The following is a 25,674-nucleotide window of genomic DNA, read 5'->3' on the forward strand; positions in this document are numbered from 1 at the left end:
GAACGTGGTGAGCGGTCAGGTTCTGGCGGAGGTGCCCTTCCCGCCCAGCGTGGAAGACATCTATCCCCCCGCGTTGCTGGACGCTGCGCCGTGGCTGACCAAGTTCAGCCTGTTCCTGTGGCTCGCCGCGGCCGTCGTGATCGTGTTCTTCGTGGTGGCCTACCGCAGGCCGAAGATCGTGCCGACCAAGGGCCAGTGGCTCGCGGAGAGCCTCTACGGTTTCGTGCGCGAAGGTGTCGCCAAGGACGTCATCGGCCACCAGGGCCTGCGCTTCGCGCCCTACCTGGCCAGCCTTTTCCTGTTCATCCTGGTCGGCAACGTCTTCTCGATCGTGCCGTTCATCCAGGTCTCGCCGATGGCCCACATCGCCTTCCCGGCGATGCTGGCGCTCTGCACCTACTTCCTGTACCTGTACCAGGGCTTCAAGAAGCACGGCTTCCTCGGCTACCTCAAGCACGCCGCGGTGCTGCCGGCCCCCTGGTTCATGCAGCCGCTGCTGCTGCCGATCGAGGCCCTGCAGACGTTCATCCTGCAGCCGGTCACGCTGGCGCTGCGGCTCTTCGCCAACATGTTCGCCGGGCACATGCTGCTGCTGGTGTTCACCCTGGGCGGCTTCGCGCTGCTCAACGCCGAGAGCCTGTTCCTGAAGCCGATCTCCGTCGTCTCCTGGGCGATGACGATCATGCTCACGTTCTTCGAGCTGCTGATCGCCGCCCTGCAGGCCTACGTCTTCACGCTCCTGACGGCCAACTACCTCGCCGGCACGCTGGCCGAGGAGCACTGAGCCGCCGCCCCACTCCCCCGCTTCGAAGCTTCGAAAGCGTTACTGCTCCACCTTTTTCAGTTGTCCCGCGTGCATCGGGCACGCGAGATCTCAGGAGGAAATTCACATGGCTCTCGCCGAAGGTATCTCCGGTAGCCTCGCCGCCGTCGGTTACGGCCTCGCCGCCATCGGCCCCGGCATCGGTGTCGGTATCGTCTTCGCGTCCTACATCCAGGCGACCGCCCGTCAGCCCGAGTCGGCCGGCCTGACCCGTACGTACATGTTCCTCGGCTTCGCCGTGGTCGAGGCGCTCGCCCTGCTGGGTATCGCCTTCGGCTTCGTGTTCGGCAAGTAGACCTCCCTCCTGATCGACACAAGCCGGGAGGTTTCCCATGCTCATCTTGGCTGAAGAGCACAACCCGATCATCCCGATCTGGCAGGAGATCGTGGTCGGCGGCATCGCCTTCCTGATCCTCTGCTTCGTGCTCATGAAGTTCGTCTTCCCGCGTATGGAGGAGACCTTCCGGGCGCGCGTGGACGCGATCGAGGGCGGGATCAAGCGGGCCGAGGAGGCGCAGGCCGAGGCCAACCAGCTGCTCCAGCAGTACAAGGAGCAGCTGGCCGAGGCGCGCACCGAGGCGGCCCGCATCCGCGACGAGGCGCGCGCCGACGCCGCGGGCATCCGCGAGGACATCCTCGCCAAGGCCCGCGAGGAGAGCGACCGCATCATCGCCGCGGGGCGCGACGCCCTGCAGACCGAGCGGCAGACCATCGTCCGCCAGCTGCGGGCCGAGATCGGCTCGCTGGCCGTGGACCTGGCCGGCCGCATCGTCGGGGAGTCCCTCGAGGAGGAGGCCCGCCGCCGTGGCACGGTCGAGCGGTTCCTCGCGGAGATCGGCGAAGACGGCGGTGCCGGTGTCGGCGCCGGCGGGCGGCGTTGATGGACACCACCAACCGCGAGGCCTACGGGGCCGCTTCCGACAAGCTCGCCGAGTTCTCGGCGAGCGCTGACGTTGCGGGCATCGCCACCGTCGCGGAGGAGATCCTCGCGGTGGCGGGCCTGCTGCGCCGCGAGCCCCGGCTGCGCCGGGCGCTGGCCGACCCGGCTCGCCCGGCCGGCGAGCGGGCGGAGCTGATCCGCTCGATCCTCGCCGGCAAGGTCCGCGCCGAGACGGTCGACCTGCTGGCCGCGCTCGTCGCCGGGCGCTGGTCCGGGCCGGGCGCGCTGCTCGACGGCGCGGAGCGGCTCGGCGTGGACGCGCTGCTCTCCGGGGCGGACCGCGGCGGCGAACTGGCCGACGTGGAGGACGAGCTGTTCCGGTTCAGCCAGATCGTGGCCGGCGACCCCCGCCTGTCCGGTGCGCTGAGCGACTCCACCGCGGCCGTGGCCGACCGCAACGAGCTGATCCGGGACCTGCTCAAGGGCAAGGTCAAGCCGGCGACGCTCAGCCTCGCGCAGCTCGCGACCGCCGGCTTCGGCGGCCGGGGCTTCGACAGCTCGCTGACCCGCCTGGTCGAGCTGGCCGCGGCGAAGCGGGACCGGTCGGTTGCCTACGTCACCACCGCCGTCGCGCTGAGCGACGCGGAGGAGCAGCGCCTGGCTGCACGTCTGGCCGAGTTGTACGGTCGAGATGTCTCCCTGAAGGTCGACGTCGATCCGCGCATCATCGGTGGCGTGCGAGTCAAGGTCGGTGCCGACCTTTACGACGGCACGGTCGCCCGTCGCCTCGCCGAGGCGAAGACGGCGCTCGCGAAGTAATTACCCCGAAGCTTGATACTCCAGATAGAAGGTTGAGGATGGCCGAGCTGACCATCTCCTCGGACGACATTCGGGGCGCACTCGAGCGCTACGTCTCGTCCGTTGACTCAAAGATCTCCCGCGAGGAGGTCGGCGTCGTCTCGTACGCCGGCGACGGTATCGCCCAGGTCGAGGGCCTGCCCTCGACGATGGCCAACGAACTGCTCGAGTTCGAGGACGGCACGCTCGGCGTCTCGCTCAACCTCGACGTCCGCGAGATCGGCGTCGTCGTCCTCGGCAACTTCGAGGGCATCGAGGAGGGCCAGCAGGTCAAGCGGACCGGCCGTGTGCTCTCGGTCCCGGTCGGCGACGCCTTCCTGGGCCGCGTGGTCAACCCGCTCGGCGAGCCGATCGACGACCGCGGCGACATCCCGAACGAGGGCTTCCGCGAACTCGAGCTGCAGGCGCCGAACGTCATGGCCCGCCAGCCCGTCAAGGAGCCGCTGCAGACCGGCATCAAGGCGATCGACGCCATGACCGCCATCGGCCGCGGCCAGCGCCAGCTGATCATCGGCGACCGCAAGACCGGTAAGACCACGGTTGCGCTCGACACGATCATCAACCAGCGCGACAACTGGAAGTCCGGCGACCCGAAGAAGCAGGTCCGCTGCATCTACGTGGCCATCGGTCAGAAGGCCTCCACGATCGCCGCCACCCGCGGCATCCTGGAGGAGCAGGGCGCGATGGAGTACACCACCATCGTCGCCTCCCCGGCGTCCGACCCGGCCGGCTTCAAGTACCTCGCCCCCTACGCCGGCTCGGCCATCGGCCAGCACTGGATGTACGGCGGCAAGCACGTCCTGATCGTCTTCGACGACCTGACCAAGCAGGCCGAGGCGTACCGCGCCGTGTCGCTGCTGCTGCGCCGCCCGCCGGGCCGCGAGGCCTACCCGGGCGACGTCTTCTACTTGCACTCGCGGCTGCTGGAGCGCTGCGCCAAGCTCTCCGACGAGCTCGGCGGCGGCTCGATGACCGGCCTGCCGATCATCGAGACCAAGGCGAACGACATCTCGGCGTACATCCCGACGAACGTCATCTCCATCACCGACGGCCAGATCTTCCTGGAGTCGGACCTGTTCAACCAGGGCGTCCGCCCGGCCATCAACGTCGGCACCTCGGTGTCGCGGGTCGGCGGTTCGGCCCAGGTCAAGGCCATGCGCTCGGTCGCCGGCCGCCTGCGGCTGGACCTGGCCCAGTATCGCGAGCTGGAGGCGTTCTCCGCCTTCGCCTCCGACCTGGACAAGGCCTCCCGCGCGCAGCTGGAGAAGGGCGCCCGCCTGGTCGAGCTGCTCAAGCAGCCGCAGTACTCGCCGTTCTCGGTCGAGGAGGAGGTCGTCACGATCTGGGCCGGCACCACGGGCCAGCTCGACGACATCCCGGTGAGCGACGTCCGGCGGTTCGAGTCGGAGTTCCTGCAGTACCTGCGGTCCAACCGCAAGGAGCTGCTGATCACGATCGCCGAGACCCGGCTGCTCGAGGACGACACCGTCGCCGGGCTGACCGAGGCGGTCAAGAACTTCAAGCAGAGCTTCTCGGCCAAGGCCGACGACCTGCACGTCAACGAGGCGCCGGCCAAGGCGCTGCAGGGCGAGCAGAGCCGCGAGACCGTCACCCGCCAGGTCCGGAAGTCGGGCTGACGCATGGCCGGTCAGGTACAGGCACTGCGCCGCAGGATCCGCACGGTCAAGTCGACCAAGAAGATCACCAAGGCGCAGGAGCTCGTCGCCACGAGCCGCATCGGCAAGGCGCAGGAGCGGGTTGCCGCTTCGCTGCCGTACGCCGAGGCGATCACGGGCGTGCTGACGGCACTGGCGAGCAACGCGAACGTCGACCACCCGCTGCTGGTGCCGCGCACCCCGGTCCGCCGGGCCGGCGTGCTGCTGGTCACCAGCGACCGCGGCCTGTGCGGCGGGTACAACGCCAACGCGATCCGCACCGCGGAGCAGCTGATCTCCCGGCTGCGCCAGGACGGCAAGCAGGTGGCGCTGTACATCTCCGGGCGTAAGGGCGTGGCCTACTACCGCTTCCGCGGGCGCGAGATCGCCGGGAGCTGGACGGGCTTCTCCGAGCAGCCGCGGTACGACAACGCGGCCGAGATCGGCGAGACGCTCATCCAGGCCTTCGTCAACGGCGCCGACGACTCGGCCGACGGTCCGGGCCCCGATGGCGTGCTCGGCATCGACGAGCTCTACATGGTCCACACGCAGTTCCGCTCCCTGATGACCCAGAGCCCCGTCGCGCGGATCGTCGCGCCGATGGAGGTCGAGGAGCAGGAAGTGAGCGGGCCGCTGCCGGCCTACGAGTTCGAGCCGGAGGCCGAGGCGCTGCTCGAGGCGCTGCTGCCGAAGTACATCAACACGCGCATCTTCGCGGCGTTGCTGGACTCCGCGGCCAGTGAGTCGGCCGCGCGCCGGCGCGCGATGAAGAGCGCCTCCGACAACGCCGACGATCTGCTCAAGCGGTACACGCGCGAGATGAACTCCGCGCGGCAGGCGGCGATCACCCAGGAAATCAGTGAGATCGTCGGCGGCGCCAACGCGCTGGCGGCGGCGGGAAGTGATGTGTGATGACTGCACCAGCAGACACGAAGACCGCGGTCGGCCGCGTGGTCCGGGTCATCGGCCCGGTCGTCGACGCCGAGTTCCCGCGTGACGCCATGCCCGACATCTACAACGCGCTGCACGTCGAGGTGACCCTCTCCGAGGGCACCAAGACGCTGACGCTCGAGGTCGCGCAGCACCTCGGCGACAACATGGTGCGCGCGATCTCCATGCAGCCGACCGACGGCCTGGTCCGCGGCACCTCGGTGCACGACACCGGCGCGGGCATCTCGGTGCCCGTCGGCGACGTGACCAAGGGCCACGTGTTCAACGCCCTGGGCGACGTGCTCAACGCCGACGCCTCGAAGCTGGAGATCAACGAGCGCTGGGAGATCCACCGCCCGGCGCCCGCGTTCGCCGAGCTGGAGCCCAAGACCGAGATGCTGGAGACCGGCATCAAGGTGCTCGACCTGCTCGCGCCGTACGTGCGCGGTGGCAAGATCGGCCTGTTCGGCGGCGCCGGCGTGGGCAAGACGGTGCTCATCCAGGAGATGATCATCCGTGTCGCCCGCAACTTCGGCGGTACCTCGGTGTTCGCCGGCGTGGGTGAGCGCACCCGTGAGGGCAACGACCTCATCCTGGAGATGGCCGAGGGCAACGTCCTGGACAAGACCGCCCTGGTCTTCGGTCAGATGGACGAGCCCCCGGGCACCCGTCTGCGGGTCGCGCTGGCCGCGCTGACCATGGCGGAGTACTTCCGTGACGTGCAGAACCAGGAGGTGCTGCTCTTCATCGACAACATCTTCCGGTTCACCCAGGCCGGCTCCGAGGTCTCCACGCTGCTGGGCCGCATGCCCTCGGCCGTTGGTTACCAGCCGACCCTGGCCGACGAGATGGGTCAGCTGCAGGAGCGCATCACCTCCGTGCGGGGCAAGGCCATCACCTCGCTCCAGGCGATCTACGTGCCCGCCGACGACTACACCGACCCGGCGCCGGCCACCACGTTCGCCCACCTGGACGCGACGACCAACCTTGAGCGGTCGATCTCGGACAAGGGCATCTACCCGGCCGTGGACCCGCTGGCGTCCTCCTCGCGCATTCTCGCGCCGGAGTTCGTCGGCGCTGAGCACTACGGGGTCGCCCGCGAGGTGCAGCGGATCCTGCAGAAGTACAAGGACCTGCAGGACATCATCGCCATCCTCGGTATGGACGAGCTGTCCGAAGAGGACAAGGTGACGGTCGGCCGGGCCCGGCGCATCGAGCGCTTCCTGTCGCAGAACACCTACGCCGCCGAGCAGTTCACCGGCGTGGCCGGCTCGACCGTTCCGCTGAAGGAGACGATCGAGTCGTTCAAGAAGATCAGCGAGGGCGAGTACGACCACTTCCCCGAGCAGGCCTTCTTCATGTGTGGCGGCCTCGAGGACCTCGAGCGCAACGCGCACAAGCTTCTGAACGACTGATTTTTCGCAGTACGTCGGGAAGGCGCGTCACTCACCCGAGCGGCGCGCCTTCTTGTTGTTTCGATCGCCGGAAATTTTCGGCAAAGACACTTTGATGGGCGGTGACGTGCGTCACGCTCTGAAGTGTTCAACGTTCCGATCCGTACGCGCCGCCGCCGAGGCCGCTCCCCATGTGTGCCAACGTGGTGAGGCCCACTGCTCGGCGCGGCGGATCATTGACTAGACTCGGCCAAACCGAATCGCGCACACGAGGAGTTACTAGCGTGGCGAGGCAGCTGCATGTTGAGCTCGTAGCCGTCGAGGAGAAAGTCTGGTCCGGCGACGCGGACATGCTCGTCGCGCGCACCACCGAGGGTGAGCTCGGCGTCCTGTACGGCCACGAGCCGCTGCTCGGGCAGCTGGCCGAGGAGGGCCAGGTGCGCATCAAGCAGGGCGGTCAGGAACTCGCCTACGACGTGGCCGGCGGGTTCATCTCCGTCACCGGCACCGACGTGACGATCCTCGCCGAGAGCTGCGTCCCCGCGTCCACCAACGCAGTCAAGCACTGACGACCGGGCGGCGAGGGTGAGGATCGTCGAGGGTATCGGCATCGGCGTCCTGATCCTGCTCTTCGCGCTCGCGGTGCTGTTCCTGCGCCGCATCATCATCGCCCGGCAGGGTGGCACGATCGAGCTCGGCGTCCGCCTGAGCACCATCCTCCCGGGTCGCGGCTGGTCCGCCGGCCTCGCCCGGTTCGCCGGGGACGACCTGCGGTGGTATCGCATCTTCAGCTTCTGGCCGGGCCCGCGTCGCGTCCTGTCGCGCCGCGGGCTCGCCGTTGATCGCCGCCGCACGCCCGACGCCGCGGAGCTGCTGGTGCTGCCGCCGGACTGGGTGATCGTGCGGTGCGTCAGCCGGCAGGCGCCCGTCGAGATCGCGATGGCCGAGCGGGCGCTGACCGGCTTCCTGTCCTGGGTGGAGGCGGCGCCGCCGGGGGAGTCGACCCCCGAGACGCGCCCGTACCGCTACAAGGCGGGCTGACCTCCTGGCACCCACTTCACGTCGCCGCCGGGGTTGGCCACGCGGCACAGGATGAAGAGCAAATCGGAGAGCCGGTTCAGGTACTGCAGCGCCACCTCGTTGGTGCGCGCCGCGTCGGCCTCCCACAACGCCCAGGCGCTGCGCTCCGCCCGGCGAGTGACCGTGCGGGCCACGTGTAGGAGTGCCGCGCCGGGGGTACCGCCGGGCAGGATGAAGGAGTCCAGCTTTGGCAGCGTCTCGTTGAACTCGTCACACCAGCCTTCCAACCGCTCGACCTGGCCGGCGGTGACCCGCAGCGGCGGGGTGGCCGGCTCGGCGACGATCGGGTTGCACAGGTCCGCGCCGACGTCGAACAGATCGTTCTGGACGGCTCGCAGGACCGCCGCGACCTGCTCGTCCAGCGCACCCAGCGCCAGCGCGACGCCGATCGCGGCGTTGGCCTCGTCGACGTCGGCGTACGCGACGATCCGCGGATCCGTCTTGGACACCCGCGTGAAGTCCCCCAGTCCTGTCGTGCCGGTGTCGCCGGTCTTCGTGTAGATACGCGTGAGGTGAATGGCCATGGTCTTCACGGTACGGAACCCCCCTACGATGACGGACGTGGACGTGATCCGTGTTGTGGGCGGGGCCCGGCTGGCCGGCGACGTGTCGGTGGTCGGCGCCAAGAACTCGGCCCTGAAGCTGATGGCGGCGGCGCTGCTGGCCAACGGGCGCACCGTGCTGACCAACGTTCCGCGCATCACCGACATCGCCATCATGGCGGAGGTGCTGCGCCGCCTGGGCTGCGGCGTCGAGCAGGACGCGGACCGCGTGGTCATCGACGTGCCCGACGAGCTCGGCACCGAGGCCGACTACGACCTGGTGCGCCGGCTGCGCGCCTCGATCTGCGTGCTGGGCCCGCTGCTGGCCCGCCGCGGTCACGTGCGCGTCGCCCACCCGGGCGGCGACGCGATCGGCTCCCGCGGCCTGGACATGCACGTCGAGGGTCTGCGCCGGATGGGCGCCGACATCTCCGGCGAGCACGGCTTCGTGATCGCCACCGCCCCGAAGCTGCACGGCGCCACGATCTGGCTGGACTTCCCCAGCGTCGGCGCCACCGAGAACCTCCTCATGGCCGCCGTCCTGGCCAACGGCCGCACCGAGATCGACAACGCGGCCCGCGAGCCCGAGATCGTCGACATCTGCCGCATGCTCACCGACATGGGCGCCGACATCCAGGGCGCCGGCTCCTCCCGCCTGGTCATCCAGGGCGTGCCGGAGCTGCGCCCGGTCGAGCACCGCACGGTGGGCGACCGCATCGTGGCCGGCACCTGGGCCTTCGCCGCCGCCATGACCCGCGGCGACGTGACGGTCCACGGCATCGACCCGGCGTTCCTGGAGATCGCCCTCGACAAGGTGGCGACCGCCGGCGGCGACGTGACCACCGCCCCGGACTCCTTCCGCGTGGTGATGCCGACCCGCCCGAAGGCCGTCGACGTGGTCACCCTGCCCTTCCCGGGCTTCGCCACCGACCTGCTGCCGGTGGCGGTCGGCCTGGCCGCGGTGAGCGAGGGCTCCTCGCTGGTGACGGAGAACATCTTCGACGGCCGGTTCATGTTCCTCAACGAGATGTCCCGGCTGGGCGCCGACATCCGCACCGACGGCCACCACGCCGTGGTGCGCGGCAAGGACCGGCTCTCGGGCGCCCCGGTGACGGCGACGGACATCCGCGCGGGGGCGGGGCTGGCCATCGCGGGGCTGTGCGCGGACGGCGTCACCGAGATCCGCCACGTGCACCACATCGACCGGGGGTACCCGAGCTTCGAGTCGGACCTGCGCGCGCTGGGCGTCGAGGTGGAGCGCTCGGCGGCCCCGCCGGATCAGTTCGACTTCTAAGGTCTGTGTCGAAGTCCGGTTGTGGTGCCGGGCTGGGTGGGGCCGGTGAGCACGGTGTGCGCGCCGATGAGGGCGGCGACGAGGTCGCGGTCCCCGGTCAGCCCGCAGCCGGGGCAGTGGTGGCGGCGGTCGGCCAAGTCCTTCGGGACCCGCTGGCCGCAGAGGCAGTGCTGGGTCCATGCAGTGCGCCGGGTCCCGGCCCGCACCAGCCCCGGCCCAGGCCCGCGGCCGGTGTGGGCGGCGACCGCGGTCGTTTCGCGGCGCAGCGCGGTCAGGAGCATGCCGGGGGTGAAGGGTGACCCGGCTGGCGGCCAACCCGCCGTCCGGGCCGGTGGGGACGGAGACGATGGTCAGGGAGGAGACGTTGACGTCCACCCCGCCCCGCCGTTGGAGTTGGGCGGCCGTCTGCCGGCGCTGGGTGACGGTGGGTGAGGTGTAGCCGGGGCCGAGGATCATCAGGTGCGCCTCCGAAAGTCGTGGCGCGCAGCGCCCGACTTTTCGTACATGACCCGATCTGTGGGTAGGGCGGGTCAGGAGTTGATCAGGCGGCGGGCGCGGTCCAGCTCGTCGGCGAAGACCAGGATTCGCACCATGCCGTCCGGCCCGGTGGCCAGCGTGGCGCGGACGCCGTTGCTGCGCAGGCGTTCGCGGACCTCGCGGGCGAAGGCCAGGTCGCCGACGCTCGAGACCGAGCGCAGCAGGCCGTAGTCGGCCGCCGATGGGCTCCGGGGCGGGAGCGGGCTGCCGTACTTCAACAGGCGGATGATGAGCAGCAGCGCGGCGAGCACTCCGGCCGAGGCGGCCCATCCCGCGAGGTACATGAGGGGCACGATGACAGTCTGCCACCGCATGATCACGCGGCGGAGGCGGATATGGTCAACAGCATTCACGACGGCGTGGAAGGGAAGCAGCTATGGCGGGTCGTCTTGCGGTCATCGGAGCGGGGCTCATGGGGGCGGGCATCGCCCAGGTCGCCGCGCAGGCCGGGTGGGAGGTGACGCTGCGGGACCTGAACGACGAGGCCACCGGGCGGGGCCTGGCCGGCATCCGGGCCAGTCTCGAGAAGTTCGCGAGCAAGGGGGCCATCGCGGCCGAGGACGTGGAGGCGACGCTCGGGCGCATCCACCCGACCACCGACCTCGACGCGGCGGCGGAGGCCGACATCGTCGTCGAGGCGGTGTTCGAGCGGCTCGACGTCAAGCACGAGGTATTCCGGGCGCTGGACAAGATCTGCAAGGCCGACGCGGTGCTGGCGACCAACACCTCGGCGATCCCGGTGACCCAGATCGCGACCGCGACCGAGCGGCCCGAGCAGGTCGTGGGGACCCACTTCTTCTCGCCGGTGCCGGTCATGAAGCTGTGCGAGCTGGTGCGCGGGTACAAGACGAGCGACGCCGCGCTGGCCACCGTGCGGGCGTTCGCCGAGGAGATCGGCAAGACCTGCATCGTGGTCAACCGCGACGTCGCCGGGTTCGTCACCACCCGGCTCATCGCCGCGCTGATCGTCGAGGCGGTCAAGCTGGTGGAGAGCGGCGTGGTGAGCGCCGAGGACCTCGACCTGGCCTGCAAGCTCGGGTTCGGTCACGCGATGGGGCCGCTGGCCACGACCGACCTGACCGGGGTGGACGTGCTCTACCACGCGGCCAAGAACATCCACACCGACACCGACGACGCGAAGTTCTTCCCGCCGGAGCTGCTGGCCCGCATGGTCGTGGCCGGGGACCTGGGCCGGAAGACCGGGAAGGGCTTCTACACGTACTCGTGATGCGGGGCCGCGGGGGTGAGGGCCGGGGCGGCGGGGACGGTGAAGCTGAACCGGCTGCCGCCGCCCGGGTTGTCGGTCACCGCGATGCTGCCCCCGTGGCGGTCCACGATCCGGCGGCAGATGGCCAGGCCGAGGCCCGTGCCGCCGTAGGACTGCCCGGCATGCGCCCGGTGGAACGACTCGAACACGTGCGGCTTGTCCTCCTCGGGGATGCCGATCCCGCGGTCGGCGACCTCGACGCGGACCCACTCCTCGCCGACGGGGCCGGCGCTGATGTCGACCTTCGGGACGCGGCCGGGGTGGACGTACTTCAGCGCGTTGCCGAGCAGGTTGTCCAGCACGTGCCGCAGCATGGCCGGGTCGGCGAGCACCCGGGGGAGGGCGCCCACGTACACGTCCGGCGGGGTCCGCAGGTGGTTGACCCGCTCGCCCACGACGTCGGCGACCAGCGCGGCCAGGTCGACCTCGCAGGTCTTCAAGGCGGCGTCGCGGGCGGTGACGTAGGCCAGCAGGTCGTCGATGAGCCGGCGCATCCGCACCACGCCGGCGCCGACCCGATCGAGGCTCTCCGCCGCCTGCTCCGGGCGGTCCGGCAGCGCGTCGCGGGCCATCTCGGCGTGCGCGCCGATGACCGTCAGCGGGTTCTTCAGGTCGTGCGCGACGATGCCGGCGAACGCGGTGAGGTCGGCCTCGCGCTCGCGGGCCTCGGTGATGTCGTGGAACACGGCGATCGCGCCGCGCCGGCCGTCGGCCTCCAGCGGGCGGCCGCTCACCGACAGCAGGAGGCCCTCGGGGCGGTCCGAGTTGCGGATGATCATCTCGACCCGGTCGGTCGACTCGCCGGCCAGGGCGCGCACCAGCGGCATGTCCTCGGTCGGGAACGGGGTGGTGCCGTCGGGCCGGAACATGCCGTAGTGCTCCTGCCAGTGCTCCGAGCCGTCGGCGTCCAGCGTGCGGCCGAGCATCTGCTTGGCCGCCGGGTTGTGCACCAGGAACGCGCCGGTCTCGTCGACCACGCCGACGCCGTCGCTGATCCGGTCCAGGATGCCGTTGAGCAGCGCGACCTGGCGGCTGGCCTCGCGCTCGGCCTGGCGCAGCCCGGCGGTGGCGGCCACCACCCGGGCCTCGGCCCGCCCCCGCCCGCCGGCCAGCGCCCACAGCATCCCGCACACCAGCAGCGTGAGGGCGGTGCCGCCGAGCCCGACCAGCAGCGGCAGCTGCGGGGCCGAGCCGCCGAGGCGGGCGGAGTCGGCCGAGATGGCCAGCCGCCACTGCCGGTTGGCGATGGTGACCTGCACGTCGCGGTGCAGGTCGGGCTCGCCGGGCTGGCGCAGGGCGGCCACCCGGGCCGCCTGGCCGCTGCCGTTCTGCGCCCACAGCTCGGCGCCGGCCTGGCCCTGGGTGGCCCGGCTGAGCACCCCGCCGACGAAGTCCTGGCCGCGCAGGCCGAGCACCACCCAGCCCTTGAACTGCTGCTGCCCGTCCGCGGCGGGGTCGCCGTAGGCGGGCGCGGCCAGCAGGAACGACAGCTGCTGGGCCTGCGGGGACAGGCTGCGGTCGCGCAGCAGCACGTACGTGTCGGAGACCGCCGGCTGCCGGGAGCGCCGCGCCTCGTACATCGCCGCGGTCGGCTCGGCGAGCTGGGACAGGTCGGTGCCGGCGGCCAGCGGCGAGCCGGGGTCCAGGGTCCGGGTGAAGATCGTGAACAGGTGCTCGCGGCCGGGGGCGTCGGGGCGCAGCTCGAGGCCGGTCAGGCCACGCTCGCGCCAGTACTGCTGGACCGCCGGGAGCTGCCCGTCATCGGCCGCGACCAGGAACACCAGCGACGTGGCGCCGACCAGGCCGGCCTGGCGCAGGGGCGCGGTGATGGCGGCGAAGTCGCCGGCGGTGAGCTCGTCGTGCGAGCCGACGGCGGCGGCGACGGTGCGCAGGGTGTCGAGGTAGCGGTGGATCTCGTCGCCGACGGCGGCCTCGGACAGGCTGGCGGCCCGGTCCAGGACGGCCTGGGCCCGTTCGTGCTGGCCGTGGCGGATGACCGAGGCGGCCTGCCAGGAGGCCCCGAGGCCGAGGACGAGCACCGCGGCGATCGCCAGGACGGAGGTCGCGCCGACCTGGCGGACCGCTCTTCGTAGCCGACCCGTCACCCAAACCTGATCGGCCGTGATCCTCGACGCCTGAGGATCTTGGCACGACGGAGCTGGCAGGGAGGCCCCCCAGGGCCGACCGGTCTCTGACGGGAGCAACGGCCCCTGGTTGCGCGGACCTGAGTCCTAAAAAAGCAACTAGTCCCGGTCGGTCCAGCGGAACGTGAGCAGGCACAGGACCAGGGCGAGGGCGATCCAGCCGCCCAGGACCAGCGCGATCGTGCCGTGCTGCCAGGCGTGCGCGGTCTCCTGGGGCGCGAACGAGTCCGGCAGGAAGACCGAGCGCATGCCCTGGGTCATCCACTTCAGCGGGAAGACCGAGGCGATCCCCCGCATCCATGACGGCAGTTCCGAGTACTGGAAGAACACGCCCGAGATGAACTGCAGCACGATGGCCACCGGGGTCACCACGGCCGGGCCGCTGCGGCCGGAGCGGGCCAGCGACGAGAAGGCGATCCCGCACAGCGTGCAGGCGGCGATGCCCAGCAGCGCCACCCAGCCGAAGGTCAGCCAGCGGCCGGGGGCCGAGGGTAGTTTCACGCCGAAGAAGAGCGCGGCCACCGTGACCAGCAGCACGGTTTCCACGAGGCCGATGGCCAGGACCATGACGACCTTGCCGATGAAGTACGCCGCGCGGGGCATCGGGGTGCCGCGCAGCCGCTTGAGGATGCCCTTCTCGCGCTCCATCGGGATCTGGATGGCCAGGGCCTGGAAGCCGGTGGAGAGCAGGCCGGCGGCGATCATGCCGGCCGCGAAGTACTGCGTGAAGGTCACCCCGGGCACGATCTCGCCGCCGAAGACGGAGCCGAAGACGACCAGCAGGATGAGCGGGAAGGCGAGGGTGAAGACCACCGACTCGCGGCTGCGCAGGAACTGCTTGATCTCCAGGCCGCCGCGCAGGAGTCCGAGCCGCAGGGTGTTCATGCGCCGGCGCCAATCATCCGCAGGTACACATCCTCGAGGCTGGGCCGGCTCACGGTGAGGCCGGGGATCTCGCCGCCGAACTGCTCGGCGAGGCGGGCCACGAGCACGGTCGGGGCGGCCGTGCGCTCACTGGCCGGGCCGTCGGGGCCGAGCCAGGAGACGGTGGCCTCGCCCTCGCCGCGCCCGCCGAGCCGGTCGGGGGTGTCCACGGCGATGAGCCGGCCGCCGGCCAGCACCCCCACCCGGTCGGCCAGCGCCTCGGCCTCCTCCAGGTAGTGCGTGGTGAGCAGGATCGTGGTGCCGGCCGCGGTGAGCTGGCGGATCAGGCCCCAGAACTCGCGGCGGGCCTCGGGGTCGAACCCGGTCGTCGGCTCGTCCAGGAACAGCAGCTCGGGGCGGCCGATGATGCCCAGGGCCACGTCGAGGCGGCGCTTCTGGCCGCCGGAGAGGCGCCGGGTGCGCCGGTCCTGGTGCTCGGCCAGGCCGACCCGGGCGATGATCTCGACGGGGTCGGCCGCGGACGGGTAGTAGGCGGCGAAGTGCTGCAGCACCTCGCGGGCGGTCAGGTCGTCGAACTCGCCGGTGCTCTGCAGCACCACGCCGACCCGGGACCGCCAGTCCGAGCCGGCCGCCTGCGGGTCGATGCCGAGCACCGTGACCTCGCCGGACGAGCGCTTGCGGAAGCCCTCGAGGATCTCCACCGTGGTCGTCTTGCCGGCGCCGTTGGGTCCCAGGAGCGCAAAGATCTCGCCGGCGCGCACGTCGAGGTCCACGCCGTCGACGGCGACATGCTTGCCGTACGCCTTGTGGAGGCCGCGCACCGTGATCGCATCCGTCACGGCGCCCACTATAGAACCGGTGACAACTTTCACCGCCTACCACTAATTACCGTTCAGTAGGGTTTTCGCATGAGGCTTCCCGAGCGGGATCGTCCCTGGGTCATGCGCACCTACGCCGGCCACTCGTCGGCCGCCGCGTCCAACGCGCTCTTCCGCCGCAACCTGGCCAAGGGCCAGACGGGGCTGTCGGTCGCCTTCGACCTGCCCACGCAGACCGGCTACGACCCGGACGCCGAACTGGCCAAGGGCGAGGTCGGGCGGGTCGGCGTGCCGGTGGCTCACCTCGGGGACATGCGCACCCTGTTCGACGGCATCGACCTCGACCGGGCCAACACCTCGATGACGATCAACGCCACGGCGATGTGGCTGCTCGGGTTGTACGTCACGTGCGCCCAGGAGCAGGGCGTGGCGCTGGAACGGCTGGCCGGCACCACGCAGAACGACATCGTCAAGGAGTACCTGTCCCGGGGCACCCACATCTTCCCGCCCGGCCCGTCGCTGCGCCTGACCACGGACACCATCGCCTGGACCGTGGCCAACTGCCCGAAGTGGAACCCGGTCAACATCTGCTCGTACCACCTGCAGGAGGCGGGCGCGACGCCGGTCCAGGAGGTCGCGTTCGCGCTGGCCACCGCGATCGCCGTGCTCGACGCGGTGCGCGACTCGGGCCAGGTGCCGCCCGGGCGGTTCGCCGCCGTGGTGGCGCGGATCTCCTTCTTCGTCAACGCCTCGGTGCGCTTCGTCGAGGAGACCGCGAAGATGCGCGCGTTCACGGCGATGTGGGACCGGCTCACCCTGCAGCGCTACGGCGTGCGCGACCCGGCGGCCCGCCGGTTCCGCTACGGGGTGCAGGTCAACTCGCTCGGCCTCACCGAGGCCCAGCCCGAGAACAACGTGCAGCGCATCGTGCTGGAGATGCTCGGCGTGACGCTGTCGCGCGACGCGCGGGCCCGGGCCGTGCAGCTGCCGGCCTGGAACGAGGCGCTCGGGCTGCCGCGGCCGTGGGACCAGCAGTGGTCGCTGCGCATGCAGCAGGTGCTCGCGTTCGAGTCGGACCTGCTGGAGTACCCGGACCTCTTCGAGGGCTCGAAGGTCATGACCGAGCTGGTCGACGGCATCGTGACCGGCGCCACCGAGGAGCTCGGGCGGGTGCTGGAGATGGGCGGCGTGGTGGCCGCCGTCGAGTCCGGCTACCTCAAGAGCGCCCTCGTCGGCTCGCTGGCCGAGCGCCGGGCCCGGATGGAGCGCGGCGACGACGTGGTGGTCGGCGTGAACAGGTTCACCGAGACCGAGCCGTCGCCGCTCACGGCGGCCGGCGCCGCCGCGATCGAGCGGATCGACCCGGCGGTCGAGCAGGCCGCGGTCGAGTCGGTCCGGCGCTGGCGGGCCGGGCGGGGCGACGTTGCCGGCGCGCTGGCCGCGCTGCGCGAGGCGGCCCAGGGCCCGGGCAACCTCATGGCCGCGACCCTGGAGTGCGTGCGGGCCGGCGTGACCACGGGGGAGTGGGCCGGGGCGCTGCGGGAGGTGTTCGGGGAGTACCGCGCGCCGACCGGCCTGGCCGCCGCGGTGCCGGCCGCGGCCGGCGACCTGGAGCGGGTCCGCGAGCGGGTCCGGCGCACCGCCGGCGACCTCGGCACCGGCCGGCTGCGGATGCTGGTGGGCAAGCCCGGCCTGGACGGGCACTCCAACGGCGCCGAGCAGATCGCCGTGCGCGCCCGCGACGCCGGCTTCGAGGTCGTCTACCAGGGCATCCGGCTCACCCCGGCGCAGATCGTGGCGGCCGCCGTGGAGGAGGACGTCGACCTGGTCGGGCTCTCGGTGCTCTCCGGTGCCCACCTGGCCGCCGTGGCGTCGGTGCTGGAGGGCCTGCGCGCCGAGGGCCTGGCCGACCTGCCGGTCGTGGTGGGCGGCATCATCCCGCCCGGCGATGCCGCCGTCCTGCGCGAGTCGGGCGTGGCCCGCGTCTTCACGCCGAAGGACTTCGCCATCACCGACGTGGTGAACGAGCTGGTCACCGTCGTCCGCGAGGCGCACCACCTGGCCGGTTAGCTCGGTCTCCAGCCCTGGGCCGCGGCCCACTGCGCCGCGGCCTTCTCGTCCTTGCGCCGCTTGCGCCGGCGCATGAGCCAGCCGAAGCTCAGGAAGATCAGCACCAGGAACAGCAGCACGACGACCGGCAGCACGATCGCCACCAACGACAGTGCCACGCTCAGGACGTCCTCGATCGTGCTCACGATCGGCGCGCCGAAGCCGACCGTGGTGGCGTTGACCACGGGCCGGGTGGCCGCCTTCATGCCGTGCACCACGAGCGATATCAGCCCGCCGGCCACGATCGGCACCCACTGATGGCCGCTGAAGAACGACCCGGGATCGCTCACCGTCACCGTCTGCGAGCTGGACGCGGCCCCGAAGGCGAGCCCGCCCGCGGTCGGCCGGACGAAGGTCTGCAGGATGTCGTTGACGTGGTCGACCATCGGGACCTTGTCGGCGACGAACTCGATGGCCAGCAGGACCGCGACGATCGTCAGCGTCCAGCCGTTGTCCATCCAGGCCCAGTTCGACGGCAGGGTGATGAGGTCTGTATACCGCGCCAGCACCCCGATCGCCAGCAGCGGGATATAGGCGTTGAGCCCGGCCGATGTGGCCAGCCCGAGGCCCGTCAATGACTCCAACACCCCCTCAGCATGACATCGGGGTGCCAGTCGCACAGGTTAGGCTGTCGGCCGTGCGCCTCGTCATCGCCAAGTGCTCGGTCGATTACATCGGCCGGCTCACGGCCCACCTCCCGCCCGCGACCCGCCTGCTGCTCGTCAAGGCCGACGGCTCGATCTCGATCCACGCCGACGACCGGGCGTACAAGCCGCTGAACTGGATGAGCCCGCCGTGCCGCCTGGAAGAGGCCGAGGGCCAGTGGCGCGTGGTCAACAAGTCCGGCGAGGAGCTGCGGATCACGATCGAGGAGATCCTGCACGACACGTCGCACGAGCTGGGCGTCGACCCGGGCCTGGTCAAGGACGGCGTGGAGGCGCACCTGCAGGAACTGCTCGCCGCCGCCCCGCAGACCCTGGGCGAGGGCTTCACCCTGATCCGCCGCGAGTACATGACCGCCATCGGCCCGGTCGACCTGCTGTGCCGCGACGGCGCCGGCGCCGCGGTCGCCGTCGAGATCAAGCGCCGCGGCGAGATCGACGGCGTCGAGCAGCTGACCCGCTACCTGGAGCTGCTCGGCCGCGACCCGCTGCTGGCCCCCGTCTCCGGCATCTTCGCCGCCCAGGAGATCAAGCCCCAGGCCCGCGTGCTGGCCGAGGACCGGGGCATCCGCTGCGTGGTCCTCGACTACAACGCGCTGCGCGGCATCGAGCGCGACGAGCTGACGCTCTTCTGAGAGCCCTTGCGGGGGTTTCTACTTGCTGCGTCCGTGCACGAGCTTCACCACGCGGACGATCTGCTGCATCGTCTTCTCGGTGCGGTCGAAGGTCATCGCGGCCAGGATCGTCGGGCCGCGGCGCTTCACGACCGCCTTCGGGCGGGTGAACTCGCGCAGGCCGTCGGCGCCGTGGATGCGGCCGAAGCCCGAGTTGCCGACGCCGCCGAAGGGCAGGGCCGGCATGCCGGCGAAGGTCAGGCTCGAGTTGATCGAGGTCATGCCCGAGCGGACCTGGCGGGCCAGGTCCAGGCCCTGCGAGCGGGAGAAGATGGCGCCGCCCAGGCCGTAGCCGGTGGCGTTGGCCAGGCGGACGCCCTCCGCGGCGTCGCGCACCCGGGCGATGGTCAGGGTCGGGCCGAAGGTCTCCTCCCGCACCGCGGCCGAGTCCTCCGGGACGTCGACCAGGATGGTCGGGCTGACGAACGGGGGCTGGACCGCCTCGGCGCCGCCCAGCACGGCCCGGCCGCCGCGGGTCAGGGCGTCCTCGATGTGCCGGCGGATGATGTCGATCTGCGACGGCATGGTGATCGGGCCGATGTCGTCGGTGGCCTCGGCGCCGACGCTGAGCTTGGCCGCCCGGGACACCACGCGGTTGAGGAAGTCGTCGAAGACCTTGTCGGCGACGTACACCCGCTCGATGCCCACGCAGGTCTGGCCGGCGTTGGTCAGGCCGCCCCAGACGCAGGCGGCCGCGGCGGCTTCGAGGTCGGCGTCGGCGGCGACGATCATCGCGTCCTTGCCGCCGCACTCCAGCAGGACCGGGGTGAGCGACTCGGCGGCGGCCGCCATGACCCTCTTGCCCGTCGCGGTCGAGCCGGTGAACGCGATCTTGTCCACGCCGCTGCGGCACAGGGCGGCGCCCACGTCGCCGAGGCCGTGCACGATCTGCAGGACCGGGTGCTCGGGGACGACCTCGGCGAAGCGGTCCACGAACCACTGCCCGACCGCCGGGGTGTACTCGCTGGGCTTGAACACCACCGCGTTGCCCGCCGCCAGCGCGTAGGCGATCGAGCCCATCGGGGTGAGGATGGGGTAGTTCCACGGCCCGATCACGCCGATCACCCCGTAGGGCAGGTACTCCAGGTACGACGCGTGCTCCTTGAGCAGGATCGAGCTGCCCACCCGCCGCCGGCCCAGCACCTTGCGCGCGTGCTGCGCGGCCCAGGCCACGTGGTCGATCGCGGCGATCGCCTCGACCAGCGCGTCGGCCCGTGGCTTGCCGCCCTCCCGGTGCATGAGCGCGGCCAGCTCGTCGAGGCGGTTGGTCAGCACGCTGCGGAACGCCAGCAGGCGGCGCCTGCGCCCGTCGAAGCCGAGCCCGGCCCACCACGCGGCCGTGTCACGCGCGCGGGTCACGGCCGCGGTGACAGAATCGGGGGAGGCGACCGGGAACCGGCCGACCTCCTCGCCGGTGGCGGGGTTGGTCGAGATCAGCGAGCCCTCGTCGATGGCGGGGACGCCGGGCGTTCGCGTGGCGGTCATGGCGCGAGTGTAAACCCGGAAATTACTCACGAGTAGGCCAGGATTCGTCGTCGAGCGCCCGCGTCCAGTTCCGACCGATGGGTACACCATCCCGAGGAGGAATCCCGTGCAGACCGAGAAGCTGTCCGTCCCCGGCGCCACCCTGTACTACGAGGTCCGCGGCTCCGGCCCCGTCCTGCTGCTGATCTGCGGCGGCATCTACGACGCCGAGGGCTTCGCGGGCCTGGCCGAGCACCTCGCCGCCGAGCGCACCGTGGTCACCTACGACCGGCGCGGCAACTCGCGAAGCGCGCTCACCGGGCCGCCGGCCCGGCTGATCGTCGAGGAGCAGGCTGACGACGCCTACCGCATCCTCGGCGCGGTCGGCGTGACCGAGGACGAGCCGGCCGACGTGTTCGGCAACAGTTCCGGGGCGACCATCGCGCTCGAGCTGGCCACCCGCCACCCGGAGATGCTGCGCACCGTGGTCGCGCACGAGCCGCCCGTGTTCGAGCTGCTGCCCGACCTCGAGCACTGGCGCGCCGTGATGGGGGAGGTGGCCGAGGCGTACCGCGACGGCGGCGTCGGCCCCGCGATGGAGACCTTCGGCACGGCCATGGGCATGCGCGGCGACGACAACACCCAGGGCGCCCCGCCGTCGCCCGAGTTCGCGGCCCGGATGGGCGGCAACCTCGAGACGTTCGTGGCCGCCGAGATCCCGCCGGTCGCCGCCTACGTGCCCGACCTCGACGGGCTGCGCTCGCTCCCGGTGCGCGTGGTGCCGGCGGTCGGGTCGGCCAGCACGGGCGAGCCGCCGAACCGGGCCGGGCTGGAGCTGGCGGCGCGGCTGGAGAAGGCGGCCGAGGTCTTCCCAGGCGGGCACGGCGGCTTCGGCGACGCCGCGCCGTTCGCGCGGCGTCTCCGCGAAGTCCTCGGTTAGCGCGTCTCGGCTATGACGCGTGCTCCTTGATGATGCGCTCGGCGACGACCAGCGGGTCGACCAGCCGGCCCTCGGCGGCCGCGTCGAGCCAGCGCTGCTGGCCCGGGAAGAAGGCGCCGGAGCCCGCGGCCCGGCGGATGTTCTGCTGCATCCCGGTGTCCATCTGGCCCGGGTCGATGCTGGCCACGCTGATGCGCGGATCGTCGCGCACCTGGGAGGCGACGGCCTCGAAGAAGGTCTCGCCAGCGGCCTTCGTGGTGCAGTACAGCGCCCAGCCGTCGATGATCCGGTGCGCCGCACCCGATGAGACGAACAGCAGGCGCACCCGGGCGTCGGAGGGCGCGGCCCGCAGGAACGTGTTGGTCAGCACGGCCGGCGCGGTGAGGTTGACCGCGATCGCGTGAGTGATCGCCTCGGTGGTGAGCCGGCCCACCGCGCCGATCGGTTCGACCACGGCCGCGTTGTGGATCAGCACCACCTCGTCGGCGTCGCGCAGGAACGACCGCACGGTGTCGTAGTCGGGCAGCCAGTGGGCGTCGGCGAGATCGGTGGAGAACAGCGTGACGTCGCTGGGGCGCTCGTCGCGTAACTGCTGCTGTTCGGCTGAGAACTGGCGGCCGATCGCCAGGACCCGATCACCACGGGCAATGGACACGTCGAAGAGGGCGGCGCCCAGGCCGCGGGATACCCCGGTGATCACGACGGCACGCATGCGGTCACTCTATTCCTGTCGGGCGTGCATTCCCATGGGCCGGGCACCGGGCACGGATGGTCCCTTCGGCGCGGCGGGGGAGCCGGGGCAGGATTCGCCGAGGTTCTCCGCGACCGTGCCGAGCGCGTCGGCCAGGGCCGCGGTCTGGGCCGGGTCGAGGTGGTCGAAGATCAGCCGGCGCACGTCGGCCACGTGGGCAGGGGCGGCCCACTCGACGAACTCCCGGCCGGCCTCGGTGACCCGGGCGATGCTCACCCGGCCGTCGCAGGCGTCGCCGGTGATCTCGACGTAGCCGAGGTCGACCAGCTTGCGCATCCGGTGACTGAGCCGGCTCGGGGACATGTTCATCCGGCCGGCCAGGTCGGACAGGCGCAGCCCCTCGCCGGCGCTGCCCAGCGCGGCCAGCAGCCCGTACTCGACGTGGACCAGGCCGTGCGGGCGGAAGGTGCGCTCCAGTTGCGGGAAGCCCACGAGCACGACGGCCAGCAGCGACATCCAGGCGCGGCGCTCGTCGTCGTCCAGCCATCGTGGCTCGTCGGTCATGTGCTCCATGGTGCCTTTAGAATCGCCCGACCGCGATGATCACGGCGAGCGCGCCGATGATGACGTTGACCAGGATCACGTTGTACTCCTTGGCCTGCACGTGGTCGCCGATGGCCAGCACCATGATGATCGCAAGGCCCACGGCGGCCAGCGGGGTCAGCACCGGGGCGATGCCGGTGGCCCACGGCAGGATCAGCCCGAGGCCGCCGAGCAGCTCCGTGGCGCCGATGAACTTCACGGTCCCCGCCGAGCGGCGGTTGACCCAGGACATGTTGCCCGCGAGCTTCTCCTTGGGCTGAGTCGTCTTCATGACACCGGCCATGAGGAACGCGGCGCCGAGGAGGATCTGCAGGACCCACAGCACGATGTTCATGGATGTACCTCTCATACTTGACGGTTCAAGTGAATCTAGGGTCACGTACTTGAAGCGTCAAGCTCCTGCTTTCCTGACGCCCGGGTGAGGGGCGTTCACCCCGGCCCGGCAGACCGTGAGCCCATGGAGACGTTGCCGCGGCAGTCCCGATGGGTCACCGGCTTCGCCGTCTTCGGCGGCAGCATGATGATCGTGATCGGCATCTTCCAGGCCGTGGTCGGCCTGACCGCCATCTTCGAGCGGACCTTCTACGTCCTGACCGACAACTACCTCTTCGGCTTCGGCGTCGTCACCTGGGGGTGGATCCACCTCGCCCTCGGCGTGGTCGTGGCGGTCGGCGGGGGTGCCGTACTGGCCGGGCAACTGTGGGGGAGGGTGCTCGGAATCGTGCTGGCCTCGCTGAGCGCGGTGGCCAACTTCGTGTTCCTGCCGTATTACCCGCTGTGGTCGATGCTGATCATCGCGGCCGATGTGGCGGTCATCTGGGCACTCACCCGCTATGGGCGCGACGAGGCGGTGTTGCACTAGAGGTATGTGGGCCGGCCACATGTGACCGGCCCACGCTCGGTGCCACCATGCGGTGATGTCCGTCACGACTTCACCGGTACTGCTCATCCACGGCAACTGTTCCTCGTCGGGCTTCTGGGCCCCTTTGCTGCGTCATCTTCCCGCCGACTGGCGGGTGGTCACGCCGGACCTGCGCGGGTACGGCGACGGCCCCACCCTCGCCCTCGACGCCACGCGCGGCGTGCGCGACTTCGCCGACGACATCGCCCCGATCCTGTCCGAGCTGTACGAGCAATCGGGACAGGTCGTGGTCGTGGGGCACTCCCTGGGCGGCGGCGTCGCGATGCAGCTGCTGCTCGACCATCCCGAGAAGGTCAAGGCGCTCGTGCTGGAGTCGCCGGTCTCGCCGTACGGCTTCGGCGGCACCCGCGACCTGGACGGCACGCCGACCAGCCCCGACTTCGCCGGCTCCGGCGGCGGCGCGGTCAACCCCGACTTCGTGCGGCTGCTCGCCGCCAAGGACCGCGGCACCGAGGAGCAGGCCAGCCCGCGCAACGTCATGCGGGCCTTCTACGCCGCCCCGGGCTTCGACTTCGGCGACGACGAGGAGCTCCTGCTCGACACGATGCTGTCCACGGTCGTCGCCGACGGCCAGTACCCCGGCGACGGCACCGCGAGCGAGAACTGGCCCGGCACCGCCCCCGGCACCCGCGGCGTGCTCAACACCATCTCCCCGCGCTGGCTGAACCTGTCGGGCATCACCGAGCTGCCGGTCAAGCCGCCGATCGTCTGGATCCGCGGCGACCAGGACGCGATCGTCTCCGATGCCTCGCTGTTCGACCTGGCCCAGCTGGGCAAGCTCGGCCTGGTCCCGGGCTGGCCGGGCGAGGAGGCCTGCCCGCCCCAGCCGATGGTCGGACAGACCAGGGCGGTGCTGCAGCGGTACGTCGAGCAGGGCGGCACCTCCCGCGAGGTGGTCTACGAGGGCGTCGGCCACAGCCCGCACATCGAGCGCCCAGAGGACTTCGCCGCGGTGCTGCGGGAGGTTGCCGGCTCCTGATGCGCCCGGCCCCGTGATGGGGCACAGTGGTCGAGGTGCATCCGACCGACAGCGGCGGCCTGGTCTCGCTGATCGCCACGGTCGCCGTGGTGGCCGGCCTGCTCGGCGTGCTCGTCCCGATGCTGCCCGGCCTGGTGCTGTGCTGGGCCGGCGTCGCCGTCTGGGCCGCGTTCGGCGGCCATGGCGCGACCGGCTGGGCGGTCGGCATCGCGGCGACCGTGGTGCTGGCGCTGGGGCTCGTGGCGAAGTATCTGGTCCCCGGCCGCAACCTCAAGCGCGCCGGGGTCTCCAACCTCACCCTGCTGCTCGGCGGGCTGTGCGGGATCGTCGGCTTCTTCGTCGTTCCGGTGGTGGGCCTGGTGCTCGGCTTCGTGCTGGGCGTGTTCCTGGTCGAGCTGGCCCGCCGCCGCAACGGGGGCAGGGCGTGGCAGGCCACCCTGCACGCGCTCAAGGCGGCCGGCGTGTCCACCCTCATCGAGCTAGGCACCGCCCTGCTCATCACGGTGATCTGGCTCGCCGGGGTCTGGCTCGGCTGACCCCTGCCGTTGACCCGTCGATCCGGTTGCCGGCCAAAATTGTCGTACCCCTCTGGCAGAGTGACCGCATGGAGATCGGTCGCCACATCGACGCCCTGGAGCGGGCCGGCCTGGATCTCGTCGACGCCGCGGCGAAGGCCGGCCTCGACGCCGCGGTCCCGACCTGCCCGGAGTGGACGGTCCGCGAGCTGGTGCAGCACGTCGGCTACGTGCACCGCTGGGCGGCCACCTATGTCCGCGACCGGCGCACCGCGGTCCTGTCCGACGAGGAGGAGGCCGACGCGGTCGGCCCGATGCCGGGCGACCGGGACCTGGTCGCCTGGTTCCAGTCCGGCCACACCGACCTGGTCGACGTGCTGCGGGCCGCCGCCCCCGACCTCGCCTGCTGGTATTTCCTGCCGGCCGGCTCCCCGCTCGCCTTCTGGGCCCGCCGCCAGGCCCACGAGACCACGGTGCACCGCGCCGACCTGCAGGGCGCGATCGGCGACATCGCCGGCGTCGACGCCGACCTCGGCATCGACGGCATCGACGAGCTGCTCATGGGCTTCTACGGTGCGCGCGGAGGCCGCCTGCGCTGCGAGGCCCCGTGCAGCCTGGCGGTCCACATCACCGACGGCGCCCGCGCCGAGGGCCCGCACTCGTGGACGGTCACCATGGCCCCCACGGGCGCCGCAATCACCCGGGGCGTCACCGGCCCGACCGACTGCACCCTGCGCGGCCCGGCCGGCGAGCTCTACCTCGCCCTGTGGAACCGCCGCGCCACCACCGACCTGCACGTCGAGGGCGACGAGGCCGTCCTCGCCCAGTGGCGCGAGCGAGCCACGATCCGCTGGACGTGACCCCGCGCGCCGACGAGGCCGTCCCCGCCCAGCGGCACGAGCGGGCCACGTGACCAGCGGACAGCCGCGGTGATCGCCACCATTCGCCGTCGCATGCACCGGCGGGTCGCCTCGGTGACGCCACTTACACGAGCATTGACCCACCGAT

Annotated in this window: 29 protein-coding genes; 18 read left to right on the forward strand and 11 right to left on the reverse strand. The window is 71.3% G+C overall.

The window, feature by feature from the left end; all coding sequences use genetic code 11:
• The first annotated feature begins 7 nt into the window (after positions 1–7).
• The 9 genes from atpB to AB0M46_RS17115 all read left to right on the forward strand — a co-directional run bounded on the left by atpB (position 8) and on the right by AB0M46_RS17115 (position 7,581).
• Positions 8–784 (forward strand): F0F1 ATP synthase subunit A, encoded by a 777-nt coding sequence (atpB, locus tag AB0M46_RS17075; RefSeq protein ID WP_363336904.1) that lies wholly within the window; start codon positions 8–10, stop codon positions 782–784.
• Positions 785–890: 106 nt separating this feature from the next.
• On the forward strand, positions 891–1,118 hold the full coding sequence (gene atpE / locus AB0M46_RS17080; RefSeq protein ID WP_363336906.1) for an ATP synthase F0 subunit C: 228 nt from the start codon (positions 891–893) through the stop codon (positions 1,116–1,118).
• 37 nt (positions 1,119–1,155) lie between these two features.
• Positions 1,156–1,704 (forward strand): F0F1 ATP synthase subunit B, encoded by a 549-nt coding sequence (locus AB0M46_RS17085; protein WP_363336908.1) that lies wholly within the window; start codon positions 1,156–1,158, stop codon positions 1,702–1,704.
• On the forward strand, positions 1,701–2,522 hold the full coding sequence (locus AB0M46_RS17090; protein WP_363336910.1) for a F0F1 ATP synthase subunit delta: 822 nt from the start codon (positions 1,701–1,703) through the stop codon (positions 2,520–2,522). The genes AB0M46_RS17085 and AB0M46_RS17090 overlap by 4 nt, the downstream gene beginning before the upstream one ends.
• Positions 2,523–2,560: 38 nt before the next feature.
• Positions 2,561–4,198 (forward strand): F0F1 ATP synthase subunit alpha, encoded by a 1,638-nt coding sequence (gene atpA / locus AB0M46_RS17095; RefSeq protein WP_363336912.1) that lies wholly within the window; start codon positions 2,561–2,563, stop codon positions 4,196–4,198.
• Positions 4,199–4,201: 3 nt separating this feature from the next.
• On the forward strand, positions 4,202–5,128 hold the full coding sequence (locus AB0M46_RS17100; RefSeq protein ID WP_363336914.1) for a F0F1 ATP synthase subunit gamma: 927 nt from the start codon (positions 4,202–4,204) through the stop codon (positions 5,126–5,128).
• Positions 5,128–6,561, forward strand: a complete 1,434-nt coding sequence (gene atpD / locus AB0M46_RS17105) for a F0F1 ATP synthase subunit beta (RefSeq protein WP_363336916.1) — start codon at positions 5,128–5,130, stop codon at positions 6,559–6,561. The genes AB0M46_RS17100 and atpD overlap by 1 nt, the downstream gene beginning before the upstream one ends.
• Before the next feature lie 263 nt (positions 6,562–6,824).
• A complete protein-coding gene (locus AB0M46_RS17110; protein ID WP_363336918.1) occupies positions 6,825–7,109 on the forward strand; it encodes a F0F1 ATP synthase subunit epsilon in 285 nt (94 codons plus the stop codon).
• A gap of 16 nt (positions 7,110–7,125) precedes the next feature.
• Positions 7,126–7,581, forward strand: coding sequence for a DUF2550 domain-containing protein (locus AB0M46_RS17115; RefSeq protein ID WP_363336920.1), 456 nt, complete (start codon positions 7,126–7,128; stop codon positions 7,579–7,581).
• On the opposite strand, the gene AB0M46_RS17120 is transcribed toward AB0M46_RS17115, so the two are convergent.
• The gene (locus tag AB0M46_RS17120; protein WP_363336922.1) at positions 7,566–8,144 is read right to left on the reverse strand and encodes a cob(I)yrinic acid a,c-diamide adenosyltransferase; all 579 of its coding nucleotides are present in this window, start codon (positions 8,142–8,144) and stop codon (positions 7,566–7,568) included. The two genes, AB0M46_RS17115 and AB0M46_RS17120, sit on opposite strands and share 16 nt — an antisense overlap.
• Positions 8,145–8,172: 28 nt before the next feature.
• On the opposite strand from AB0M46_RS17120, the gene murA reads away from it, so the two are divergent.
• Positions 8,173–9,456, forward strand: a complete 1,284-nt coding sequence (gene murA, locus AB0M46_RS17125) for a UDP-N-acetylglucosamine 1-carboxyvinyltransferase (RefSeq protein WP_363336924.1) — start codon at positions 8,173–8,175, stop codon at positions 9,454–9,456.
• Here the strand turns inward: murA and AB0M46_RS17130 are convergent.
• Positions 9,453–9,737 carry a zinc ribbon domain-containing protein gene (locus AB0M46_RS17130; protein WP_363336926.1) on the reverse strand — a complete coding sequence of 95 codons (285 nt, stop codon included), beginning with the start codon at positions 9,735–9,737 and terminating at the stop codon, positions 9,453–9,455. The two genes, murA and AB0M46_RS17130, sit on opposite strands and share 4 nt — an antisense overlap.
• 249 nt (positions 9,738–9,986) lie before the next feature.
• Complete coding sequence (locus tag AB0M46_RS17135) at positions 9,987–10,286, reverse strand: hypothetical protein (protein WP_363336928.1); 300 nt, start codon at positions 10,284–10,286, stop codon at positions 9,987–9,989.
• 83 nt (positions 10,287–10,369) lie between these two features.
• On the opposite strand from AB0M46_RS17135, the gene AB0M46_RS17140 reads away from it, so the two are divergent.
• A complete protein-coding gene (locus AB0M46_RS17140; RefSeq protein ID WP_363336929.1) occupies positions 10,370–11,221 on the forward strand; it encodes a 3-hydroxyacyl-CoA dehydrogenase family protein in 852 nt (283 codons plus the stop codon).
• Here AB0M46_RS17140 and AB0M46_RS17145 read toward each other — a convergent pair.
• The 3 genes from AB0M46_RS17145 to AB0M46_RS17155 all read right to left on the reverse strand — a co-directional run bounded on the left by AB0M46_RS17145 (position 11,206) and on the right by AB0M46_RS17155 (position 15,128).
• A complete protein-coding gene (locus tag AB0M46_RS17145) occupies positions 11,206–13,365 on the reverse strand; it encodes an ATP-binding protein (protein WP_363336931.1) in 2,160 nt (719 codons plus the stop codon). The genes AB0M46_RS17140 and AB0M46_RS17145 overlap by 16 nt on opposite strands.
• A gap of 138 nt (positions 13,366–13,503) precedes the next feature.
• Positions 13,504–14,289: an ABC transporter permease gene (locus AB0M46_RS17150; RefSeq protein WP_363336933.1), complete on the reverse strand. Its 786-nt coding sequence runs from the start codon at positions 14,287–14,289 to the stop codon at positions 13,504–13,506.
• Positions 14,286–15,128: an ABC transporter ATP-binding protein gene (locus AB0M46_RS17155; protein ID WP_363336935.1), complete on the reverse strand. Its 843-nt coding sequence runs from the start codon at positions 15,126–15,128 to the stop codon at positions 14,286–14,288. Before AB0M46_RS17155 ends, AB0M46_RS17150 begins: the two co-directional genes overlap by 4 nt.
• Before the next feature lie 69 nt (positions 15,129–15,197).
• Here AB0M46_RS17155 and AB0M46_RS17160 point away from each other — a divergent pair, with 69 nt between their 5' ends.
• Positions 15,198–17,177: a protein meaA gene (locus AB0M46_RS17160; RefSeq protein WP_363336937.1), complete on the forward strand. Its 1,980-nt coding sequence runs from the start codon at positions 15,198–15,200 to the stop codon at positions 17,175–17,177.
• Here AB0M46_RS17160 and AB0M46_RS17165 read toward each other — a convergent pair.
• Positions 17,174–17,803: a DUF4126 domain-containing protein gene (locus tag AB0M46_RS17165; RefSeq protein ID WP_363336939.1), complete on the reverse strand. Its 630-nt coding sequence runs from the start codon at positions 17,801–17,803 to the stop codon at positions 17,174–17,176. The two genes, AB0M46_RS17160 and AB0M46_RS17165, sit on opposite strands and share 4 nt — an antisense overlap.
• A gap of 50 nt (positions 17,804–17,853) precedes the next feature.
• Between AB0M46_RS17165 and nucS the strand changes: the two genes are divergently transcribed.
• Complete coding sequence (gene nucS / locus AB0M46_RS17170; protein ID WP_363336940.1) at positions 17,854–18,513, forward strand: endonuclease NucS; 660 nt, start codon at positions 17,854–17,856, stop codon at positions 18,511–18,513.
• 18 nt (positions 18,514–18,531) lie between these two features.
• Here nucS and AB0M46_RS17175 read toward each other — a convergent pair whose 3' ends face one another.
• Entirely contained in the window at positions 18,532–20,037 is a 1,506-nt protein-coding gene (locus AB0M46_RS17175; RefSeq protein WP_363336942.1) for an aldehyde dehydrogenase family protein, read from the reverse strand.
• Positions 20,038–20,143: 106 nt separating this feature from the next.
• Here AB0M46_RS17175 and AB0M46_RS17180 point away from each other — a divergent pair, with 106 nt between their 5' ends.
• Positions 20,144–20,956, forward strand: coding sequence for an alpha/beta fold hydrolase (locus AB0M46_RS17180; RefSeq protein WP_363336944.1), 813 nt, complete (start codon positions 20,144–20,146; stop codon positions 20,954–20,956).
• Positions 20,957–20,966: 10 nt separating this feature from the next.
• Here AB0M46_RS17180 and AB0M46_RS17185 read toward each other — a convergent pair whose 3' ends face one another.
• The 3 genes from AB0M46_RS17185 to AB0M46_RS17195 are packed head-to-tail and all read right to left on the reverse strand — an operon-like array spanning position 20,967 to position 22,584.
• Positions 20,967–21,668, reverse strand: a complete 702-nt coding sequence (locus AB0M46_RS17185) for an SDR family NAD(P)-dependent oxidoreductase (protein ID WP_363336946.1) — start codon at positions 21,666–21,668, stop codon at positions 20,967–20,969.
• A gap of 9 nt (positions 21,669–21,677) precedes the next feature.
• On the reverse strand, positions 21,678–22,211 hold the full coding sequence (locus tag AB0M46_RS17190) for a MarR family winged helix-turn-helix transcriptional regulator (protein ID WP_363336948.1): 534 nt from the start codon (positions 22,209–22,211) through the stop codon (positions 21,678–21,680).
• 16 nt (positions 22,212–22,227) lie between these two features.
• Complete coding sequence (locus AB0M46_RS17195; protein ID WP_363336950.1) at positions 22,228–22,584, reverse strand: DoxX family protein; 357 nt, start codon at positions 22,582–22,584, stop codon at positions 22,228–22,230.
• A 123-nt stretch (positions 22,585–22,707) separates the two neighbouring features.
• Between AB0M46_RS17195 and AB0M46_RS17200 the strand changes: the two genes are divergently transcribed.
• The 4 genes from AB0M46_RS17200 to AB0M46_RS17215 all read left to right on the forward strand — a co-directional run bounded on the left by AB0M46_RS17200 (position 22,708) and on the right by AB0M46_RS17215 (position 25,526).
• Positions 22,708–23,112 (forward strand): hypothetical protein, encoded by a 405-nt coding sequence (locus AB0M46_RS17200; protein WP_363336952.1) that lies wholly within the window; start codon positions 22,708–22,710, stop codon positions 23,110–23,112.
• A 55-nt stretch (positions 23,113–23,167) separates the two neighbouring features.
• The gene (locus AB0M46_RS17205) at positions 23,168–24,151 is read left to right on the forward strand and encodes an alpha/beta hydrolase (RefSeq protein ID WP_363336954.1); all 984 of its coding nucleotides are present in this window, start codon (positions 23,168–23,170) and stop codon (positions 24,149–24,151) included.
• A gap of 35 nt (positions 24,152–24,186) precedes the next feature.
• Positions 24,187–24,687, forward strand: coding sequence for a DUF456 domain-containing protein (locus AB0M46_RS17210; protein WP_363336956.1), 501 nt, complete (start codon positions 24,187–24,189; stop codon positions 24,685–24,687).
• 68 nt (positions 24,688–24,755) lie between these two features.
• Positions 24,756–25,526 carry a maleylpyruvate isomerase family mycothiol-dependent enzyme gene (locus AB0M46_RS17215; RefSeq protein ID WP_363336958.1) on the forward strand — a complete coding sequence of 257 codons (771 nt, stop codon included), beginning with the start codon at positions 24,756–24,758 and terminating at the stop codon, positions 25,524–25,526.
• The last annotated feature ends 148 nt before the right edge of the window (positions 25,527–25,674 follow it).

This window comes from Dactylosporangium sp. NPDC051485, from assembly GCF_040682015.1.
GTDB lineage: Bacteria > Actinomycetota > Actinomycetes > Mycobacteriales > Micromonosporaceae > Dactylosporangium.